This is a genomic window from Streptomyces paradoxus (assembly GCF_014202475.1).
Lineage (GTDB): Bacteria > Actinomycetota > Actinomycetes > Streptomycetales > Streptomycetaceae > Streptomyces > Streptomyces paradoxus.
The window spans coordinates 1-17,071 of record NZ_JACHGV010000010.1 but is presented as its reverse complement, the minus strand read 5'-3'; the positions used below and the strand labels follow the sequence as shown (position 1 = coordinate 17,071).

Here is a 17,071-nt window from a genome sequence, read left to right as displayed (position 1 = left end):
AGGGAAATGGCATGACTGACCGCATCACTGTGGAAGAGCTGTCCGAACTCATGAAGAAGTGCACCGGCGTCACCGTCGCCCCGGAGGAACTCCGCCGCGACGAGACGGCCTTCGAGAGCCTCGGGGTCGACTCGCTGGGCCTGCTGGGCATCGTGGGCGAGCTGGAGAACCGGTACGGCACTCCGATGCCGACCGACGCCGAACGCTCCAAGACGCCCCGGCAGTTCCTCGACCTCGTCAACGGTGCCCTCCTGGCAGGAGCGTGACATGACCGGACACACACAGAACGAGATCACCATCGCCGCACCCGTGGACCTGGTCTGGGAGGTGACCAACGACCTGGAGAACTGGCCGCGGCTGTTCAGCGAGTACGCCTCCGTCGAGATCCTCTCCCGGGAGGGCCACAGGACGACCTTCCGGCTGACGATGCACCCGGACGAGAACGGCACCGTGTGGAGCTGGGTCTCCGAGCGCGAGCCGGACCGCGAGACGCTCACCGTCAAGGCCCGGCGGGTCGAGACGGGTCCCTTCGACCACATGGACATCCACTGGCGGTACGAGGAGGTCCCGGCCGGCACGCGGATGGTCTGGACGCAGGACTTCGCGATGAAGCCGGACGCTCCGGTCGACGACGAGTGGATGACGGACAACATCAACCGGAACTCCAAGGTACAGATGGCCCTGATCCGCGACCGCGTCGAGAAGATCGCCGCGGAGCGCGGTGCGAGTGCCGGTCCGACCGACTGAGCCGGACGGAGAACGCCCATGCACCAAGCTCTGATCGTCGCCCGGATGGCCCCCGGGTCGGCGCCCGACATCGCCAAGGTGTTCGAGGAGTCCGACCGGGGGGAGCTGCCGCACCTCGTCGGCGTGACCCGGCGCAGCCTCTTCCAGTTCGGCGATGTGTACATGCACCTGATCGAGGCCGAGCGCGACCCCGGGCCGGCCATCGCCAGGATCACCGGCCATCCCGAGTTCCGGGAGGTCAGCGAGCGGCTGTCCGCGTACGTCAGCGCGTACGACCCCGAGACCTGGCGCTCCCCGAAGGACGCCATGGCGCAGCGCTTCTACCTCTGGGAGCGCGAACCGGCCGGCTGACCTCGCCGGCAGGCCACCGGTCGCCGGGTCCGCGACAGCGCGGACCCGGCGACCGGTGGCCTGCCGGGGGGCGGAGCCCCGGAAGCACCGGGGCCCTCGGGAAGCGGCCCGGTCAGGCGGGGACGCGGCAGTCGAACGCGTGCAGATAGGGATTGACCGGACTGACGTCGTCGACGGCCAGACCCGCCTCGGCCAGCCGGTCCAGCATGCTCCGGGTGGTGTGCTTCGCCCCGCCGACGTTGAGGAGCAGCAGCAGGTCCATGGCGGTGCTGAACCGCATCGAGGGCGAGTCGTCGACGAGGTTCTCGATGACCACGACCCGCGTACCCGGTCCGCCGGCCTCGCGGACGTTGCGCAGCGTGCGGGCGGTGCTCTCGTCGTCCCATTCCAGGATGTTCTTGATGACGTAGACGTCGGCCTTCACCGGTACGGCCGTCCGGACGTCGCAGGGCACCACGCGCGCCCGGTGGGCGAGGTCGCCGCCCGGGCGCAGTCTCGGCACGGCGTTCTCCACCACCCTGGGCAGGTCGACCAGGGTCCCGTGCAGGGCGGGGTACTTGTCCAGGAGGCTCGCCACCACGTGCCCCTGGCCGCCGCCGAGGTCCGCGACCGACGTGTGGCCGGTCAGGTCGAGGAACTCCGCGACGTCCTGGGCGGACTGCAGGCTGGACGTCGTCATGGCGCGGTTGAAGACGTCGGCGGACTCCGGGGCGTCCTCGTTGAGGTAGGGGAAGAACTCCTTGCCGTACAGGCCCTCCACCACGTTCCGGCCGGTGCGTACCGCCTCGTCCAGCTTCGGCCAGACGTCCCAGGTCCACGGCTCGGTGCACCACAGCGTGATGGCGCGCAGGCTGTGGGGGTCGTCCTCGCGCAGCAGCCGGGAGACGTCGGTGTGCGCGAAGGTCCCGTCCGGGCGTTCCGCGAAGACGCCGTGGCAGGACAGGGCTCGCAGGAGCCGTCGCAGCGGTCCGGGTTCGGTCTTCACCGCGGCCGCGATGTCCTCCACGGCCATGGGGTCGTCACCGAGGGCGTCGGCGACGCCCAGCCGGGCGGCCGCGCGCAGGGCGGCGGCACATGCCGCCCCGAAGGCGAGTTCCCGCAGCCGCATGGACGGCGGAGGTGCGGGATGGGTGGTCGTCATGTGCCGCCTTCCTGTTTCGATCACGTCAACGGTGGGGGGTCAGCACAGGCCGGCGGGCGTGGACAGCCGGCAGGTGTTGCCCTGGAACGTGTTGCCCTGGCCGGGGTCGGTGTTGACCAGGTCCGCCGGAGCGTTGCCCTGCAGCAGGTTGTGGCTGATCCGGTTCCGCTCGCTGGGCGTGCCGACGAAGCTCTTGAACACGACGATGCCGCCCGACAGCGGCGACGTGCCGACGTTGTCCCTGATCACGTTGCGGGTGACCAGGTTGTCCTCGGTGCCCGTGAGGACGATGCCGGATCCCTGCAGGGCGTCCAGCCGGGCGGTCTTCGGGCAGGACTTGTTGTTGCGTTCGATGCGGTTCTCGCGCACGGTCACGAGGCCGGCCTTCGGCTTGTTCTCGTCGCCGACGACGAACACCCCCGCGCAGTTGCCCGTGAGGTGGTTGTCGGTGAGGGTCAGGTTGCGCAGCCGGCGGACGGTGACGCCGATCCGGTTGCCCTGCAGCCGGTTGCGCTCGACCAGCGTTCCCCCGGTGTCCATGGCACCCTGCTCCGCCGTGACCGTGTTGGCGAGGAACAGGCCCGCGTCGCCGTTGTCCCGGGCGGTGTTGCCGCGGAACACCCCGCGGACCGACTGCTCCGTGGCGATGCCCCACACCCCGTTGCCGACCGCGCCGACGTTCCGCACGGTCAGCCTGTCGGCCTCGTGGGCGTAGACGCCGGCCTTGCGGAAGCCGGTCACCGTCAGGGAGGCGATGGTGACGCCGTCCACGTTGTGGTCCCGCGTGCCCTCGACGCAGATGCCGTTGCCGGCCGCGGCGCAGCTGCCGGCGGCGCTCCCGGTGTCGGGTGCGGTCGCGGTGTCGGGTGCGGTCGCGGTGCCCGGGCCCGCCTGCGGCCGGAGCACCGTACCGCGGCCCATGCCGCGCAGGGTGAGTCCGGGTGTGCTCACGCTGACGCTCTCGCGGTGGGTGCCGCGGGCGAGCAGAACGGTGTCACCCGGCCGGGCGGAGTCCACCGCCTTCTGGATCGACTCTCCCGGTCTGACGAGGTGGACCGTGTGTGCGGCGGTCGGCGCGGCGGCGCCGAGGCCCGTCCCGAGCAGCGCCGCGGCGCATGCAAGAGGTGCGATATGGCATTTATTCATATTGCGCAGATTAGGGCCGAAAGGTCGCGAACCGGTGGGATGGGCCATCCGGCGGCGTGGCACCCAGGGCCTGCCGTGGACGACAGGACGATGCGGCCGTACGACCCGTCGAACATTCCCCCAGGTCGTAGGACCAACGGCCGATCCGGGTCCGGCGGAAACTCGGTGGGCAGTGTCAGTGGCGATCCGTAGGCTCGCTGCTGATGGCCACGACACCAGCCCCCACCCAGGACCGTTCCGCCGTGCGTACGCTGCTGCGCCTGTGGCCGTACGTGCGGCCCGTGCGGGCGCGGCTGGTCAGTGCCGCGTTCGTCGCGATCGTGGCCTCCTGCGTGGGCCTGGTGATCCCGCTCGCCCTGAAGTGGATGGTGGACGGGCCGATCGCCGACCGGGACCCGGCGGGGGTGTGGCTCGGCGCGCTGTTCCTGCTGCTGCTCGGCTTCACGGAGGCCTTGCTGTTCGGGCTGCGCCGGTGGCTGGTGGCCCGGCCGCTCTCGCACGTCGAGGCGTCGATGCGGGCGGCTCTGTACCGGCATCTCCAGCGGCTGCCGGTGGCCTTCCACGACCGGTGGGCCTCGGGGCAGTTGCTGTCCCGGGGGACGACGGACCTGATGCTGCTGCGCATGTTCCTCGCGTTCCCGCTGACGTTCCTCCTGGTCAACGGGGTGACGATCCTCGTCGGCGTGATCATCATGCTGCTCCAGGACTGGACGCTGGGGCTGGTCATCCTCGGGCCCGCCGTGCCCGTCATGGTCACCTGCCTGATCTTCGAGAGGCGCTACGCGAAGCTGGCCCGGCGTGCCCAGGACCAGGTCGGCGACCTGACGACGGTCGTCGAGGAGAGTGTGCTCGGTATCCGCATCATCAAGGGCTTCGGCCGCCACCGGAGCCAGGAGCGGGCGTTCCGGGACCTGTCGAAGACGCTGCGCGGCACGGAACTGCGCAAGGCGCGGCTGCTGGCGACGATCTGGGGCGTCATCGTGACGCTGCCGGAGGTGGCGATCGGGGCGGCGCTGGTGGTGGGGGTCGTCCAGGTGGCCGACGGTGTTCTGTCGGCGGGGACGCTGGTGGCGTTCCTGTCGACGGCGCTGGCGCTGCGGTGGCCGGTGGAGTCGATCGGCTTCCTGCTGGCGATGAGCCAGGAGGCGGCGACGGCGACGGAACGGTACTTCGAGGTGATGGACGCGGAGGTGGAGGGCGCCGCGGAGCGGGCCTGCGCCCCGGCCGCCACCCCGGGCCCGGGCTCCGTCTCCGCCGCTGTCCCAGCCCCCGGCACGGGCTCGGCGCGCGTCCGGGAACGAGGGCTCCGCTTCCACGACGTCACGTTCCGCTACCCCGACGCTCCGCCCGACACCCCGCCCGTCCTCCAGCACATCGACCTGCACATCCGGCCGGGTGAGTCCATGGCCCTGGTCGGCGGCACCGGCAGCGGCAAGACGACTCTCACCGCGCTCATCCCCCGCCTGTACGAGCTGACCTCGGGCCGGATCACCCTCGACGGCGCCGACATCACCGGCCTGTCCAGACAAGCCCTGCGCGCCAAGGTCGCCGTGGCCTTCGAGGAGCCCACGCTGTTCTCGGCGTCGGTGGGCGACAACGTTCTCATGGGTGCCGGGGACACCGCCGGCCACGCCGACCTGGAGCGTGCGCTGGCCGTCGCCCAGGCGGGCTTCGTGCACTCCCTGCCCCAGGGGACGGACACCCCGGTGGGCGAGCAGGGCCTCAGCCTCTCCGGCGGCCAGCGCCAGCGCCTCGCGCTCGCCCGGGCCGTCGTCGCGCAGCCGGAGTTCCTCGTCCTGGACGACCCGCTGTCGGCCCTGGACGTGCACACCGAGGCCGCCGTGGAGGCCGCCCTGCGCCAGGTCCTCGCGGACACCACCGCCCTGATCGTCGCGCACCGCCCCTCCACCGTGCTGCTCGCCGACCGCGTCGCGCTGCTGTCCGGCGGCCGGATCGCCGCGGTCGGCACCCACCACGAACTGCTGCGCACGAACGCCGAGTACGCGCATCTGATGTCAGGGGAAGAGGAGGGCGCACGATGACGGCGGCCACCGGCGCACCGGCCGGCAACAAACCCGGCAACAAACCCGGCGACCGGCCCGGCCATCGGCCCGACGACCCGTCCGCCGCGACCGGCGACCCCTTCGACCGGGACGTCCTGCCCACTCCGCCGGGCGCCACCGGGGCCCTGCTGCGCTCCCTGCTCTCGCCCATGAAGGCCCGGGTCGCGGTCACCACGCTCCTGCTGCTGCTCCAGCAGGCGGTCGTGCAGGCGGGCCCGCTGCTCGTGGCGTACGCCATCGACCGTGCCGTACCGGCGTTCCGGGCGCAGGACCACGGGCCGCTGATCGCGGTGGGCGCCGGCTATCTGGGGTGTGCGCTGGCCGCGGGCGGGCTGCAGTTCGCGTTCGTCGCCGCCGCGGCCCGGGTCAGCCAGGACGTGCTGCTCGACCTGCGCGGCCGGATCTTCCGCCACGCACAGGCGCTGAGTGTCGACTTCCACGAGCGCTACACCTCGGGCCGGCTCATCTCCCGCTCCACGGCCGACGTGGAGTCGCTGCGCGAACTGCTGGACGAGGGCCTCCATGAGCTCGTGACGGTCATCCTCTCCTTCGTCTACATCTCGGCGATGCTGCTCTGGCTCGACCTGGGGCTCGGGGGCGTGGCGGTGGCGTCCCTGGTGCCGCTGTACGCGCTCGTGCGGTGGTACCGGCGGCGGGCGGCCCGGGTGTACCGGGCGCGGTCGACCGCCATCGCGGCCGTCATCGTCAAGTTCGTCGAGACGATGAACGGCATCCGGCCGGTGCGCGCCTTCCGCCGCGAGGCCGCCAACGACGCGGACTTCGGCGTGCTCAACAGCCGGCACGAACGGGTCAACGGCGACGCGCTGCTGGAGATGGCCCGCTACGTCACCGGCTCGCGGCTGGTCGCCAACACGGCGGTCGCGTCGATCGTGCTGTGGGGCGGCTACCGGGTCGCGGACGGCACACTGGCCCTCGGCGTGCTGGCGGCCGCGGTCCTGTACCTGCGGCGGCTGTACGACCCCATCGACCGGCTCGGGATGTTCCTGAACTCCTACCAGTCGGCGGCGGCCTCACTGGAGAAGATCGCCGGCCTGCTCGCCCAGGCCCCGTCGGTCCCCGAGCCGGCCACCCCCCGGCAGCTCCCGCCGCTCGAAGGCGAGCACCCCGGCCGCGAAGTGGTCTTCGACGGCGTCCGCTTCGGCTACCGCACCGGCGGCGAGGTGCTGCCCGCGTTCGACCTCACCCTTCCGGCCGGGCAGACGGTCGCGGTCGTCGGTTCCACGGGCGCCGGCAAGTCGACCCTGGCCAAGCTGCTGGCCCGGTTCTACGACCCCTCCGGGGGCCGGGTGCTGCTGGACGGCGTCGACCTGCGCGACCTCGCCGTGCCCGAGCTGCGGCGCGGGGTGGTCATGGTGACGCAGGAGGCGTTCCTGTTCTCCGGCACGGTCGCCGACAACATCGCGATCGGCCGCCCGGACGCCACCCGCGAGGAGATCGAGCAGGCGGCGAAGGAGATCGGCGCGCACGACTTCATCAGCGGCCTGCCCGACGGCTACGACACCGACGTCCGCAAGCGCGGCGGCCGCATCTCCGCCGGGCAGCGGCAACTGGTGGCCTTCGCCCGGGCGTTGCTGGCCGACCCGGCGGTGCTGATCCTCGACGAGGCGACCAGCTCGCTGGACATCCCCGGGGAGCGTGCGGTGCAGCGGGCCATGACGACGGTGCTGAAGGGCCGTACGGCCGTGGTCATCGCGCACCGGCTGTCGACCGTCGAGATCGCGGACCGGGTCCTGGTGATGGAGCACGGCCGCATCGTGGAGGACGGCGAACCGGCCGAACTCATCGCGGGCACCGGCAGGTTCGCGGATCTGCACCGGGCCTGGCGGGACAGTCTGGCGTAGGGCGGCGGTTCAAGGAGGACGGGAAGCGTCCGTATAGCGAACATGAACTTCCGGACAACGAACCGTTTCCGGCCATTGTGTTGACGCGCTCCTGACAGAAAGCGCGGTCGCCTGCCACGCTTCCCACGACTGCTCCACAGGAACCCCACAGCAACACCTCCACCTCCCCAGGCCGGGCGACCCCCGGTCCCGCAGAAGGAGTCAGTGTTGAGAAGCAGTTCCTCGCGAAGAGGCACCTCCCACAGACGCACTCCCCACACCCCCCGCCGCACCGCGGCCGTGGCCCTCGCCGGCGTCGCCGCGCTGATCGCCACCGCCGTCCAGGGCGGCACCGCCATCGCGGCCCCGGAGAAGGCACCGTCGGCCGCGACCAAGGCGAACCCCGGCTCCGAGTCGGTCAGGCTCACCCCCGCCCAGCGCGCCGCGCTGATCCGGGAAGCCGACGCCGGCAAGGCGCAGACCGCGAAGGACCTGGGCCTCGGCGCCAAGGAGAAGCTGGTCGTCCGCGACGTCCTCAAGGACCGCGACGGCACCGTGCACACGCGCTACGAGCGCACCTACGACGGCCTGCCGGTCCTCGGCGGTGACCTGGTCGTCGAGAGCACGAAGACGGACGCCACCGCGGCCGTCGTGAAGGCCACCCGCGCCGCCATCAAGCCGGCGACGACGAAGACCGCGGTGCCCGCCGCGAAGGCCCGGCAGCAGGCCCTGACCGCCGGCGAGGCCGACGAGGCCAAGAACGCCGACATCAACCGCGAGCCCCGCAAGGTGATCTGGGCCGCCGGCGGCAAGCCGGTCGTGGCCTACGAGACGGTCGTCGGCGGCTTCCAGCACGACGGCACACCCCAGGAACTGCACGTCGTCACCGACGCCACCACCGGCGAGAAGCTGTTCGAGTGGGAGGCGATCGAGACCGGCACCGGCAACACGGTGTACTCCGGCACGGTCGACCTCACCACCACCCAGTCCGGGTCGACGTACAACCTCACCGACGGCGCCCGCGGCAACCACAAGACGTACAACCTCAACCGCGGCACCTCCGGCACCGGCACCCTGTTCTCCGGCCCGGACGACGTGTGGGGCAACGGCACCCCGTCCAACCTGGAGTCCGCGGGCGCAGACGCGCACTATGGTGCCGCCCTGACCTGGGACTACTACAAGAACGTGCACGGCCGCTCCGGCATCCGCGGCGACGGCGTGGGCGCGTACTCCCGGGTCCACTACGGCAACAACTACGTCAACGCCTTCTGGTCGGACAGCTGCTTCTGCATGACCTACGGCGACGGCTCGGGCAACGCGAACCCGCTGACGTCGATCGACGTGGCCGCGCACGAGATGACCCACGGGCTCACCTCGAACACCGCCGGCCTCAACTACAGCGGCGAGTCCGGCGGTCTGAACGAGGCGACCTCGGACATCTTCGGCTCGACGGTCGAGTTCTACGCGAACAACTCCTCCGACGTCGGTGACTACCTCATCGGCGAGGAGATCAACATCAACGGCGACGGCACGCCGCTGCGTTACATGGACAAGCCGAGCAAGGACGGCTCGTCCAAGGACAGCTGGTACTCGGGCATCGGCTCGATCGACGTGCACTACTCGTCCGGCCCCGCGAACCACTTCTTCTACCTGCTGAGCGAGGGCAGCGGCACCAAGACCATCAACGGTGTCACGTACAACTCGTCCACCTCGGACGGCCTTCCGGTCACCGGCATCGGCCGGGACAAGGCGGAGAAGATCTGGTTCCGCGCGCTCACCACGAAGTTCACCTCGACCACCAACTACGCGGGCGCCCGCACCGGCACCCTCGCGGCCACCGGTGAGCTCTACGGCACGGACAGCGCCGAGTACAAGGCGGTCCAGCACGCGTGGGCGGGCATCAACGTCGGCACCCGGCCCGGTGACGGAGGCGGCGGCGGTACGTCCTTCGAGAACACCGCCGACGTGGCGATCCCGGACCGGGGCGCGGCGGTCACCTCGTCGGTCACCGTCTCCGGCCGGACGGGCAACGCGCCGTCCAACCTCCAGGTCGCCGTGGACATCGTCCACACCTACATCGGTGACCTCAAGGTGGATCTGGTCGCCCCCGACGGCACGGCGTACACGCTGAAGGGGTACGGCACCGGCGGAAGCGCGGACAACCTCAGCACCACCTACACGGTGAACGCCTCCTCCGAGGTGGCCAACGGCGTCTGGAAGCTTCGGGTCCAGGACAACGCGGCCGTCGACACCGGCTACATCAACAGCTGGAAGCTGACGTTCCCGTAGATCGCGGGCCGTAGGCCTCTCAAGTCAGGGCGCCGCCCCGGTGGGTTCGAATCCCCCGGGGCGGCGTCCGTTTCACGTGCCCACGCATACATCTCGTCGTCGAATTCCGGCCAACATCACCGCCACTCCTGACATGTACGCGTCTCAAGTGCCACTCTTCCCCCACGCCGCACGGCACCACAGCACTTCCCCCACACCTAGGAGCTCGTGTGACCTCCCCTCTCTACGCGCGTCACAAGCGCGCCACGCTGGCCATCGCCACCGCCGTCGCCGCCGGTGCCCTGATCACCACCGGTCTGACCCCCGGCAGCAGCGTCGCCGCGGACTCCGCGAGCAAGCCGGCACTCGCCGCCGCCCCCGTGCTGCTCTCCGCGCCCGCCCGCACCGCGCTCATCCAGGAGCAGCAGGCGGACGCCACGCGGACCGCGGACGAGATAGGCCTCGGCGCCCAGGAGAAGCTGGTCGTCAAGGACGTCGTGAAGGACGCCGACGGCACCGTCCACACCCGCTACGAGCGCACCTACGCCGGCCTGCCGGTCCTCGGCGGCGACCTCGTCGTGCACGAGTCGGAGTCCGGCGCGAACAAGGGCGTCACCAGAGCCACGAAGGCCACGCTCAAGGTCGCCTCGCTCAAGCCGGCGGTCACCGCAGCCAAGGCCGAGAAGCAGGCCGTGACCCTCGCCAAGGCGGCCGGCTCGGAGAAGACCGGGGCGAACTCCGCGCCCCGCAAGGTGATCTGGGCGGCCGACGGCAAGCCCACCCTGGCCTACGAGACGGTCGTCGGCGGCCTCCAGGAGGACGGCACCCCGAACGAACTCCACGTCGTCACCGATGCCGCCAGCGGCGAGAAGCTGTACGAGTACCAGGCCATCGAGACCGGCACCGGCACCACCACGTACAGCGGCAAGGTCGACCTCACCACCACCAAGTCCGGTTCGACGTACAACCTGACCGACGGCACGCGCGGCGGTCACAAGACGTACAACCTGAACCGCGGCACCTCCGGCACCGGCACCCTCTTCTCCGGGCCGGACGACGTCTGGGGCACCGGCAACCCGTCCGACCTGGAGACGGCCGCCGCCGACGCCCACTACGGCGCCCAGGTCACCTGGGACTTCTACAAGAGCGCCTTCGGCCGCAGCGGCATCCGCAACGACGGCAAGGCCGCCTACTCGCGCGTCCACTACGGCAACAACTACGTCAACGCCTTCTGGTCGGACAGCTGCTTCTGCATGACCTACGGCGACGGCTCGGGCAACACCCACCCGCTCACCTCGCTCGACGTGGCCGCGCACGAGATGAGCCACGGTCTGACGTCGGCCACGGCCGGCCTGAACTACAGCGGCGAGTCCGGCGGTCTGAACGAGGCCACGAGCGACATCTTCGGCGCGGGCGCCGAGTTCTTCGCGAACAACTCCTCCGACGTCGGTGACTACCTCATCGGCGAGGAGATCGACATCAACGGCGACGGCAGCCCGCTGCGCCACATGGACAAGCCCAGCAAGGACGGCTCGTCCAAGGACAGCTGGTCCGCCGGCCTCGGCGGCCTGGACGTCCACTACTCCTCCGGCCCCGCAAACCACTTCTTCTACCTGCTGTCCGAGGGCAGCGGGAAGAAGACGATCAACGGCGTCTCCTACGACTCGCCGACGTCCAACGGTTCCACGGTCACCGGCATCGGCCGGACCAAGGCGCTGCAGATCTGGTACAAGGCGCTGACGACGTACATGACGTCGACCACCAAGTACGCGGCCGCCCGCACGGCCACTCTGAACGCGGCCTCGGCGCTGTACGGAGCGAGCAGCACCGAGTACAAGGCGGTCGCGGCCGCCTGGTCCGCCGTCAACGTCGGCTGACCGAAGCACGACCACGGGCGGTACCCGGACCCGAAGCGGGTCCGGGTACCGCCCTACTCTTGGGGACCATGTCTTCGCAGGACTTCACCTACGCCGATGTCGGCGCCACCCGTGACCAGGGTTTCTGCCCGCCGGGCTTCCGTCCCATGAACGTACGCACCCGTCTCGGCGAGGGCGAGGAGGTCTTCCGCCGGGCCTCGGAGGCCGTCCTCACCTGGGAGATGCACCGTGCGATGGGCGTGGGAATCGACGCGAGCGCGGACCGCGCCGCCCCCGGCGTGGACGTCACGGTCACCCTCGCCGGCATGATCAAGGCCCCCTGCCGCGTGGTCTGGACGGTCGAGGAACCCCGCCGGGCGGGCTGGGCCTACGGCACCCTGCCCGGCCACCCGGAGACCGGCGAGGAGTCGTTCGTCGTCGACCGCACGGGAGACGGCACGGTCTGGCTGACGGTGAACGCGTTCAGCCGGGCCGCCAAGTGGTACGCGAAGGCGGGCGGCCCGGCCACCAGGGGCTTCCAGCACGCGTACGCACGACGGTGCGGCACCGTTCTGCGGAACCTGGCAACGCAGGGCGGTGCGGACGCCTGAGGGGCGCGGCGGACGGCGAACTCACCGCATCAACAACCCCGCCGCCGCCACCAGCTCCTCGGAAGGCCCGGCCACAAGCCCCAACTCCGCGCTGGACGCCATCAGCCGATGCGCGGGAAGGATCCGCACCGTGTACCCAAAAGGCCCGGTGCGATCCAGTGACAAGGGCCCTTCATAAACCCAGCACCCCTCCTGATCGGCGGAGCCCACCGGCTTCAGGGGCACGACCGTCGCGTCACCGATCCGGTCCTCCTCGTCCACCCGCCCCGAGACGACCTGGACATCCACGTCGTCCGGCCCGAGATCGCCGAGGGCGACCCGCACCCGCAGCCCCAGCGTCGTACCGAGCTCGGCCAGGGTGTCGGACGCCGACGTCTCCACGTGGTCGACCGTGACCCCCGGCCAAGCCGCCCGCACCCGCCCCTTCCACTCGGCGAGATCCCGCGCCGCGTCCGGGCCCATGGACCGGTGGGAGAGGGCCGCGGGCGCGTAGAGCCGCTCCACGTACTCCCGGACCATCCGCCCGGCCAGCACCTTCGGCCCGAGCAGACTCAGCGTGTGCCGGACCATCTCGATCCACCGGTCGGGCAGCCCGCTCTGCCCGCGCTCGTAGAAGCGGGGCGTCACCCGCTGCTCCAGCAGGTCGTACAGCGCCGCGGCCTCTATGTCGTCGCGGTGGTCGGGGTCGGTCCCGGCACCGTCGGCCGTGGGGATGGCCCAGCCGAAGTCGGGCTGGAACCACTCGTCCCACCAGCCGTCGAGAACGGAGAGATTGAGACAGCCGTTGAGCGCCGCCTTCATGCCGGAGGTGCCGCAGGCCTCCAGCGGCCTGAGCGGGTTGTTCAGCCAGATGTCGCAGCCGGGATACAGCTTCTGCGCCATCGCCATGCCGTAGTCCGGCAGGAACACGATCCGGTGCCGCACCCGCGGGTCGTCCGCGAACCGCACCAGCTCCTGCACCAGCCGCTTCCCGCCGTCGTCGGCCGGGTGCGCCTTGCCGGCGACGACGATCTGGACGGGCCGCTCGGGGTGCAGCAGCAGGCCCATCAGCCGGTCCCGGTCGCGCAGCATCAGCGTCAGACGCTTGTACGACGGGACGCGCCGGGCGAAGCCGATCGTGAGGACGTCCGGGTCGAGGACGCCGTCGATCCAGCCCAGCTCGGCCGTGTGGGCGCCGCGCTGCCGCCAGGAGGCCCGCAGCCGCTCGCGCACCTCCTCGACGAGCTGCTCGCGCAGGACCCGGCGCAGATCGAAGATGTCCTGGTCGGGGATGTCGGCGACCGCGTCCCAGCGGTCCGAGCCGCCGACGGTCAGCGCGTCCTCGGCACGCTGGGCGCCGATCTGCCGCGCGCCGAGCCGGAACACCTCGGGTGCGACCCAGGTGGGCGCGTGCACCCCGTTGGTCACGGACGTGATCGGCACCTCGTCGGCGTCGAAGCCGGGCCACAGGCCGGCGAACATCTCGCGGCTGACGTTGCCGTGCAGCAGGGAGACCCCGTTGGCGCGCTGGGCGAGACGCAGGCCCATGACGGCCATGTTGAAGAGGTTGGGTTCCCCGCCGGGGTAGCTCTCCATGCCGAGCCGCAGGACGCGGTCGACGTCGATGCGGGGCAGCTCGGCGTCGGGGCCGAAGTGGCGGGCGACCAGTTCGCGGTCGAAGCGGTCGATGCCGGCCGGGACGGGGGTGTGGGTGGTGAACACGGTCCCGGCGCGGACCGACTCCAGTGCGGAGTCGAAGTCCAGCCCCTCGGCGCAGAGTTCGGCGATCCGCTCGAGACCGAGGAACCCGGCGTGTCCCTCGTTGGTGTGGAACACCTCCGGCGCGGGGTGGCCGGTCAGCCGGCAGTACGTCCGTACCGCCCGGACACCTCCTATGCCGAGGAGCATCTCCTGGAGCAGCCGGTGCTCGCTGCCGCCGCCGTAGAGCCGGTCGGTCACGCCGCGCTCGCCGAGGTCGTTCTCCTCGACGTCGGAGTCCAGCATCAGCAGCGGGACCCGGCCGACCTGCGCCAGCCAGATCCGGGCGTGCAGCTGCTTGCCGCCGGGCAGGGCGAGGGAGACCTGGGCGGGGGTGCCGTCGGGCTCCTCCAGCTGGACGACGGGCAGCTCGTTGGGGTCGAGGACCGGGTAGTGCTCCTGCTGCCAGCCGTCCCGGGACAGGGTCTGGCGGAAGTAGCCGTGCCGGTAGAGCAGGCCGACGCCGATCAGCGGGACGCCGAGGTCGCTGGCCGCCTTGAGGTGGTCGCCGGCCAGGATGCCGAGGCCGCCGGAGTACTGGGGCAGGGCGGCCGTGATGCCGAACTCGGGCGAGAAGTACGCGATGGCGGCGGGCAGTTGTTCGGGCTGGGACTGGTACCAGCGGTCGCCGGTCGTGTAGTCGTGCAGATCGCCCGCGACCGCGGCGAGGCGGCGCAGGAACGGGCCGTCCCCGGCCAGCTCCGCGAGCCGGGCGGGCGGCACGCTGCCGAGCAGCCGGACGGGGTCGCCGCCCGAGGCGGCCCACCGCTCGGGGTCGACGGACCGGAACAGGTCACGGGTCTCCGCGTGCCATGACCAGCGCAGGTTGCGGGCCAGATCACCGATCGGCCGGAGGGGGTCGGGGAGAACGGGTCGGACGGTGAATCGACGGATCGCCTTCACGGGTTCCACCTCGGCGCGTTCGCTGGATTTCGCAGGGCTTCGACGACGTCTCCTACGACAGTACCGGCGTCGGTGCCTCCGCCGCTGAGGCTCCGCCACCCGCAGCCCGATCGGCCTGAACAGCACCATCCGCGGATATGGCCGATTCCGCACCCATAGGCGTCCTTGTGGTGCTTCACCCGTCACGAGAGGCTGCCTCTGGCGTTATCGGCCCGTGCCCGCCGTACGCGGCGCCGCGCGGCAGCCGTACGCCGAGTCGAGGAGGGGAACTCGGACCATGGCTCGGACGCGCGAGCGGCGTCTGCGCCGGACGGGGGGCCTGGCCGCGGCGGTCTGTACCGCGGCATTTTCGGCCATGACCCTGCCCGCGCACGCCGCACCGGAGGGGCGGATACCCGGCGCCGGATCACCCGGCTCCGTGCACGGAAGTTACCTGGTGACGCTGGAGAAGGGCACGGTTGCCCGGTCGGCGGCCGGAGAGAGGCTCGCCGGACAGTACGGGGTGCAGATCAGCCACACCTACGGCACGGTCCTGAACGGCTACGCGGTCCGCGCGGACGAGAGACAGGCCGGGCGGCTGGCCGCCGACCCCCGGGTCGCCTCGGTCGTCCAGGACACCCGCGTACGGCTCGACGGCACCCAGAAGAACCCTCCGTCCTGGGGGCTGGACCGCCTCGACCAGCCGAGGCTGCCGCTGGAGGGGAGCTACAGCTGGCCCGGGCCGGCCGGTGCGGGGGTGACGGTCTACGTGATCGACACCGGCGTCCGGACCACCCACCGGGACTTCGGCGGCCGGGCGGGCCACGGCTGGGACTTCGTCGGGAACGACCGGGTCGCCTCGGACGCCAACGGCCACGGCACGCACGTCGCCGGCACGGTCGCCGGGACGTCCCACGGCGTCGCCAAGAAGGCCCGGATCGTCTCCGTGCGCGTCCTCGACGCCCACGGCGGGGGCACCACGGCCCGGGTGATCGCCGGGATCGACTGGGTGACCCGGCACGCGAAGAAACCCGCGGTGGCCAACCTCAGCCTGGGCGGCCCGCGCAACGACCGGCTGGACGCCGCCCTCCGTGCCTCCATCGCCTCCGGCGTCACCTACACGGTCGCCGCGGGCAACGACGGCATGCCGGCCGGCCTCTACTCCCCGGGGAGCGTCAAGCAGGCCATCACGGTCGGGGCCACCGACCGGGGGGATACGAAATCGGCCTTCTCCAACCACGGTCCGGCGCTCGATCTGTTCGCCCCCGGCGTCGCCATCACCTCCGCGTCCGCCGCGAGCGACATCGCGCGGGCCACCTCTTCCGGTACCTCGATGGCGTCTCCGCACGCCGCGGGCGCGGCCGCGCTCTATCTGGACGATCATCCGAAAGCGACTCCGGCCCAGGTCGGGAGGGCCTTGACGGCCGGAGCGGCGACCGGGAAGGTCTCCGGCCGGGGCGTCGGTTCGCCGGACAAGTTACTGCGGGTGCCGCGCGAGTAGGGCGAAGGAGCAGCCATACCAGGGGGCCGGCCTCGTCCATCGCGGACGAGGCCGGTCTTGTGTGTCGACATACGCGTGAGTAGTTAACAAAGTGCCGGATTGCCCACCCGAATAGGGTGGGAAGGCTCCTGCGGGTACCCCTCTCAGGAGCACCAAGCAGGACCCACCTCCCCACAGACCTCCGCCCACCCACGTTGACGCGGACAGGAGCGGTCATGCCCGCCAAGCACCATTCGCCAGCACCCCCCAACCGCCGCACCACCGGGGCGCGCGCGCCCGGCGGCGAAGCACGCCCCGCGCGCCCGGCCGATGCCGGTCCGCCGGCCTCGCCACCACCACCTGGCGACGCGACCGCCGTCGGGCGCATACCCGTACTCGATGTCCGCCCGGTGGTCCAGCAGGGGCGCCGGCCGGCCAAGGCCGTCACCGGCGAGACCTTCGAGATCTCGGCGACCGTGTTCCGGGAAGGGCACGACGCGGTGGCCGCCAATGTCGTCCTGAGGGACCCCGAGGGCCGGCCCGGCCCGTGGACACCGCTGCGGGAACTGGCCCCGGGGACGGACCGCTGGGGCGCCACGGTCACCGCCGGGGAACCCGGCCTGTGGACGTTCACCGTCGAGGCTTGGGGGGACCCGGTCGGTACCTGGCGCCACCATGCCGAGATCAAGATCCCGGCCGGCATGGACACGGACGTCGTCCTGGAGGAGGGCGCGCGTCTGTACGAGCGGGCGGCCGCCGGTGTGCCCGAGGAGGAGGGACTGCGCGACGTGATCCTCACCGCCGTCGACGCCCTGCGGGACGAGGACCGCCCCGCGGCGGCTCGTCTGGCAGGGGCGCTGACGCCGGAGGTGGACGAGGTCCTGGCCAGGCATCCGCTGCGGGATCTGGTGACCAGCAGTGAGCCGTTGCCGCTGCTGGTGGAGCGGG

Annotated in this window: 13 protein-coding genes; 10 read left to right on the top strand and 3 right to left on the bottom strand. The window is 71.4% G+C overall.

What is annotated here, in order from left to right:
- The first annotated feature begins 11 nt into the window (after positions 1–11).
- The 3 genes from HNR57_RS28910 to HNR57_RS28900 are packed head-to-tail and all read left to right on the top strand — an operon-like array spanning position 12 to position 1,098.
- Complete coding sequence (locus HNR57_RS28910) at positions 12–266, top strand: acyl carrier protein (protein WP_184564492.1); 255 nt, start codon at positions 12–14, stop codon at positions 264–266.
- A gap of 1 nt (position 267) precedes the next feature.
- Positions 268–747 carry an SRPBCC family protein gene (locus tag HNR57_RS28905; RefSeq protein ID WP_184564490.1) on the top strand — a complete coding sequence of 160 codons (480 nt, stop codon included), beginning with the start codon at positions 268–270 and terminating at the stop codon, positions 745–747.
- A gap of 18 nt (positions 748–765) precedes the next feature.
- Positions 766–1,098 carry a TcmI family type II polyketide cyclase gene (locus HNR57_RS28900; RefSeq protein ID WP_184564488.1) on the top strand — a complete coding sequence of 111 codons (333 nt, stop codon included), beginning with the start codon at positions 766–768 and terminating at the stop codon, positions 1,096–1,098.
- A 112-nt stretch (positions 1,099–1,210) separates the two neighbouring features.
- Here HNR57_RS28900 and HNR57_RS28895 read toward each other — a convergent pair whose 3' ends face one another.
- Both HNR57_RS28895 and HNR57_RS28890 read right to left on the bottom strand, forming a co-directional pair.
- Positions 1,211–2,239 (bottom strand): methyltransferase, encoded by a 1,029-nt coding sequence (locus HNR57_RS28895; protein WP_184564486.1) that lies wholly within the window; start codon positions 2,237–2,239, stop codon positions 1,211–1,213.
- 39 nt (positions 2,240–2,278) lie between these two features.
- Positions 2,279–3,385, bottom strand: coding sequence for a right-handed parallel beta-helix repeat-containing protein (locus HNR57_RS28890; protein WP_184564484.1), 1,107 nt, complete (start codon positions 3,383–3,385; stop codon positions 2,279–2,281).
- 203 nt (positions 3,386–3,588) lie between these two features.
- Between HNR57_RS28890 and HNR57_RS28885 the strand changes: the two genes are divergently transcribed.
- From HNR57_RS28885 to HNR57_RS28865, 5 genes are all read left to right on the top strand, one after another.
- Positions 3,589–5,427 carry an ABC transporter ATP-binding protein gene (locus HNR57_RS28885; protein ID WP_184564482.1) on the top strand — a complete coding sequence of 613 codons (1,839 nt, stop codon included), beginning with the start codon at positions 3,589–3,591 and terminating at the stop codon, positions 5,425–5,427.
- Positions 5,424–7,310, top strand: coding sequence for an ABC transporter ATP-binding protein (locus HNR57_RS28880; protein ID WP_184564481.1), 1,887 nt, complete (start codon positions 5,424–5,426; stop codon positions 7,308–7,310). The genes HNR57_RS28885 and HNR57_RS28880 overlap by 4 nt, the downstream gene beginning before the upstream one ends.
- Before the next feature lie 207 nt (positions 7,311–7,517).
- Positions 7,518–9,578, top strand: coding sequence for a M4 family metallopeptidase (locus tag HNR57_RS28875; RefSeq protein ID WP_184564479.1), 2,061 nt, complete (start codon positions 7,518–7,520; stop codon positions 9,576–9,578).
- A gap of 209 nt (positions 9,579–9,787) precedes the next feature.
- Entirely contained in the window at positions 9,788–11,434 is a 1,647-nt protein-coding gene (locus HNR57_RS28870; protein WP_184564477.1) for a M4 family metallopeptidase, read from the top strand.
- A gap of 68 nt (positions 11,435–11,502) precedes the next feature.
- Positions 11,503–12,024 carry a DUF1990 domain-containing protein gene (locus HNR57_RS28865; protein ID WP_184564476.1) on the top strand — a complete coding sequence of 174 codons (522 nt, stop codon included), beginning with the start codon at positions 11,503–11,505 and terminating at the stop codon, positions 12,022–12,024.
- A 21-nt stretch (positions 12,025–12,045) separates the two neighbouring features.
- On the opposite strand, the gene HNR57_RS28860 is transcribed toward HNR57_RS28865, so the two are convergent.
- On the bottom strand, positions 12,046–14,664 hold the full coding sequence (locus HNR57_RS28860; protein WP_184564473.1) for a glycosyltransferase family 1 protein: 2,619 nt from the start codon (positions 14,662–14,664) through the stop codon (positions 12,046–12,048).
- 277 nt (positions 14,665–14,941) lie between these two features.
- Here HNR57_RS28860 and HNR57_RS28855 point away from each other — a divergent pair, with 277 nt between their 5' ends.
- Together HNR57_RS28855 and HNR57_RS28850 are read left to right on the top strand one after the other, a co-directional pair.
- Complete coding sequence (locus HNR57_RS28855; RefSeq protein WP_184564472.1) at positions 14,942–16,144, top strand: S8 family peptidase; 1,203 nt, start codon at positions 14,942–14,944, stop codon at positions 16,142–16,144.
- Between the two features lie 215 nt (positions 16,145–16,359).
- Positions 16,360–17,071, top strand: a 712-nt coding sequence (locus tag HNR57_RS28850; RefSeq protein WP_184564470.1) for a maltotransferase domain-containing protein, incomplete at its 3' end; no start/stop codon positions are given.

Excerpts from the sequence above, each read along its gene's own strand:
- HNR57_RS28905 (WP_184564490.1), top strand. The coding sequence starts at position 268 with ATGACCGGACACACACAGAACGAGATCACCATCGCCGCACCCGTGGAC.
- HNR57_RS28855 (WP_184564472.1), top strand. The coding sequence starts at position 14,942 with ATGGCTCGGACGCGCGAGCGGCGTCTGCGCCGGACGGGGGGCCTGGCC.
- HNR57_RS28900 (WP_184564488.1), top strand. The coding sequence starts at position 766 with ATGCACCAAGCTCTGATCGTCGCCCGGATGGCCCCCGGGTCGGCGCCC.
- HNR57_RS28910 (WP_184564492.1), top strand. The coding sequence starts at position 12 with ATGACTGACCGCATCACTGTGGAAGAGCTGTCCGAACTCATGAAGAAG.
- HNR57_RS28885 (WP_184564482.1), top strand. The coding sequence starts at position 3,589 with ATGGCCACGACACCAGCCCCCACCCAGGACCGTTCCGCCGTGCGTACG.
- HNR57_RS28895 (WP_184564486.1), bottom strand. The coding sequence starts at position 2,239 with ATGACGACCACCCATCCCGCACCTCCGCCGTCCATGCGGCTGCGGGAA.
- HNR57_RS28865 (WP_184564476.1), top strand. The coding sequence starts at position 11,503 with ATGTCTTCGCAGGACTTCACCTACGCCGATGTCGGCGCCACCCGTGAC.
- HNR57_RS28880 (WP_184564481.1), top strand. The coding sequence starts at position 5,424 with ATGACGGCGGCCACCGGCGCACCGGCCGGCAACAAACCCGGCAACAAA.
- HNR57_RS28890 (WP_184564484.1), bottom strand. The coding sequence starts at position 3,385 with ATGAATAAATGCCATATCGCACCTCTTGCATGCGCCGCGGCGCTGCTC.